The organism is Tahibacter caeni (assembly GCF_024609805.1).
Taxonomy (GTDB): Bacteria; Pseudomonadota; Gammaproteobacteria; order Xanthomonadales; family Rhodanobacteraceae; genus Tahibacter; species Tahibacter caeni.
In genome coordinates this window covers 1-3,340 of record NZ_JANFVR010000433.1, presented here as the reverse complement: position 1 = coordinate 3,340, position 3,340 = coordinate 1, and the positions used below count along the sequence as shown (strand labels likewise).

The window sequence follows — 3,340 nt, the reverse complement described above, 5'->3', positions numbered from 1 at the left end:
TGCCGGCCTGGGCCGTCGCGATCGTGCAGGTCTCGTTGTTGCCCGACAGGTACGGACGGCAGTCGTAGCTGCTCGTGGTCGGCGCCGAACCGAACTTGACGTACATGTCCGCGTCGCCGGTACCGCCGGACATCACGAACTTCAGGTTCGTCGCGCCGGCCGGAACGACGAGCGTGTACGTGGTCTCGGAGCTCGCCGCGCCCGACAGGCCGGTCTTCGCGACGCCGTTCTGCAGCTCGTTGCCGCCCGACGGGGCCGTGACGGTGACCGAGGACGACTTGGTGTTCGTCGCGCCGCCGTTGTCGGTCACGGTCAGGGTGACCGTGTAGGTGCCGGCCGCCGAGTAGGTCTTGCTCGGGTTGGTCGCCGTCGACGTGGTGCTGTCCCCGAAGTTCCAGCTGCGCGAGGCGATCGTGCCGTCGCTGTCGGTCGAGGTGTCGGTGAACGTCGCCGTCAGGCCGTTCGTCGCGACGCTGAAGTTCGCCGTCGGCGGCACGTTGGCCGGGCCGCTCGAGACCGTCACCGAGCTGGTCTTCGTATTCGTCGCGCCGCCGTTGTCGGTCACGGTCAGGGTGACCGTATAGGTGCCCGCGGCCGAATACGTCTTGCTCGGGTTGGTCGCGGTCGACGTGGTGCCGTCGCCGAAGTTCCAGCTGCGCGAGGCGATCGTGCCGTCGCTGTCGCTCGAGCTGTCCGTGAACGTCGCCGTCAGGCCGCTCGTGGCGACGCTGAAGTTCGCCGTCGGCGGCACGTTGGCCGGCGGATTGCCCGAGCAGGCCGGACGCGTGCCGCAGGCGATGCCGTGCGCATTGAACGCATCCCAGATGCGGCAGGCGTTCGGCGTGCCGTTGCTCAGGTTGCCGTCGTCGTCGTCGGCCGCGAGATAGACCGTGTACCAGTTGTTCGCGCCGCAGCCGTTGACCGTCGCGTTCGCATTGCACTTGCCGCCCGAGGCGACCTGGTAGGCGCTCTTGCTCGGCGTCAGGCTCGCGTACCAGATCTTGTCCATCGCGGTCCAGCCGGCCGTCGTGCCGTGCGCGCTGACGAGGCTCTTGGCCAGATCCCAGTTCGCCGAGCTCGCGATGTAGGACTCGCAATGGCCTTCGTAGCCCATCGGACCCTGGTACGGCGTGATGCCGTTGGCCAGATACGGACAGGCCAGGCGATCGCAGTTGATGCCGTTGTCGGCCGTGACGTTGGCCGGGCTCGCGACCGTGCGCGCGCCCGTCGTGCTGAACGCGTTGAGATCGCGCACGCCCGAGCAGGCGCTGTCGCAGTTGTAGCAGCCGTTGCTGCCGGCGCTCGTGAAGAAGCCGTTGCCGACGCAGCTGAGCTTGGTCTCGAGGAATGCGAACGTGTCGCCGACCGCTTCGCCGCTGCCGTATTCGCCGGCCGCACCGCCGCTGTTCTGGTCCATGCCGTGCCCCCACTCGTGCAGGAACACGCCGGGAATTTCCCCGGTGTTCGCGCAGACGTAGGAACCCGACGAGCCCGACTTGAAGAAGTTCATCGAACTGCCGTTCCAGTTCGCATTGCAGACGTCGTTGACGTTCATGTTCGCCGTGACCTTGCCGGCGATCCAGGAATTGCTCGGGAAGAACGTCGCCGCCTTGCGATTGATGCGGGTCAGGTAATAGAAGCCGTTGCGCGCCGCGCGCGTGTTGCCGTTGCCGCCGGTGCCACCCGAGGTGCCGCAGTCGGTGCCGGTGTCGGTGCCCAGGTGCAGGTCGCCGCCGCTGGACGTGCTCAGCGAGATCGAGCCGCAGGTGTCGGCGATCTTGATGTACTTGCCGTCCAGGGTGACCGTGGCCGTGCCGCTGGAGTAGTCGTAGATGCCGAGCGCATCGGTGACCTTGGCCGTGCCGTTGGTGACCGCCGCGAACGGCATGGGCTTGATGACTTCGGGCAGGGTGTTGACGGTTTCGAACACGCCGCCGTCGACGACCGCGCTGACGTTGAGATTGAGGTCGTTGACCTCGATGACGCGGTTGGTCTTCGCGTCGACGAGCACGTCGTACGTGGCCTTGTCGCCGTTGACGCGGAACGTGTAGTGCCAGGCCAGCCGGTGCACGTAGCCGGCGCCGGCGATGCCGGAATACGCGGCCTCGCGTTCGAGGGAGCGCTCCGGCGCCGCGGGCAGCAGTTCCAGCGCGCCGGGCTGCAGCCATTCGACGATCGTCGTGCCGGCCGGGAACGCGAGTTCGCCGAGCGCCATGTCGAACGCCTTCTCGCGCGACGACACCGGAATCGTGTCCACCGCGACCGGCGCGACACGGTTGCTGCCGAACTGGATGATGTTGCCGTGAGCGATGCGGAAGAACAGGTTCGCGCCCTTCACGGGCACGCCGTTCTTGATCTGGGCGAACTCCACGAACCAGTGAGAGTCGTCCTTGCCGTAGGCGATGCTGCTGCCGGCGTCGAGCATGAACTCGAGGCCGCCGGTCTTGAACAGGTCGGCATTGGCCGCGACGAAATCGAGCAGGCGCGTCTCGACGACGGCCATGTCGATGGTCTCGCTCGCGCGCAGGCCGAGCGACTGCAGGGTCAGCGAATTGCCGCGGCCCGGAATCAACGGCACGCCGGAACCCTGGATCAGGTTGGGCCGGTCGGCGCGGCGGTCCCAACGCATTTCCCAGCTGCCGCCGTAGCGCTGCTGGAAGGCCGTGGCCGCGCCGTAGGAGCGCGACGTTTCCGAGCCCAGCGTGACGCTGGCCTCCTGGGTCGGCGTGACGTGCAGCTCGGGCGCGACGAACGGGCGCGAGAGCTTGGGCTTCGCGCCGGTGTCGACGTGGGGCTGGATGGCATAGGCCGAAGACGCGGCGAGCAGGCCGACCAGCAAGGACGGCAGCAGGTCTCGGGCCGCACGCAACCGCGGGTAGCGGCCGTTAGGCAGAACAGTACGAATCATGAACCCTCTCCCTCCACAGGATGTTCGTGACGATGAAGCGGCAGCGACGCATCCGGAGCTCAGGGTCGGCGCCGACCGCGGGCGACGGGTCGGTGCAGGGTGTCCGGACAGAGGCTGGCGCTCCGCGAACCTGGAACGCGGCCGGCTGCCCGCACAACGCCGAAAAGATCTTTATTTTATCTTTGCGCCCAATCGATTGATTCGTGACGCTTATTTTGCGGACGCCGCGGTGCGGCCAGGCCGGCGGACCTCACGGTCGGGCAGATGCAGGACGGCGCCGCGCCGGCCCTGGCGGCCTGCGAACGCCGCGGCGCGAGGCCAGGCGATCGCCGCGCGGTCGTGGCGCGGTTTCGCTTCGCCCGGCAATCATGCGTCGGCGCCCTCCCGCGAGGGCCGGCGTTCGCCCGCGGCGGGCACCGCCGGCCAGGTTCG

1 protein-coding gene is annotated in these 3,340 nt (G+C 68.1%); it reads right to left on the bottom strand.

Features of this window, described 5'->3' with window-relative positions:
- On the bottom strand, positions 1-2,908 hold a 2,908-nt coding region (locus NON22_RS24860), incomplete at its 3' end, for a PKD domain-containing protein (RefSeq protein ID WP_306673961.1).
- Positions 2,909-3,340 lie beyond the last annotated feature (432 nt).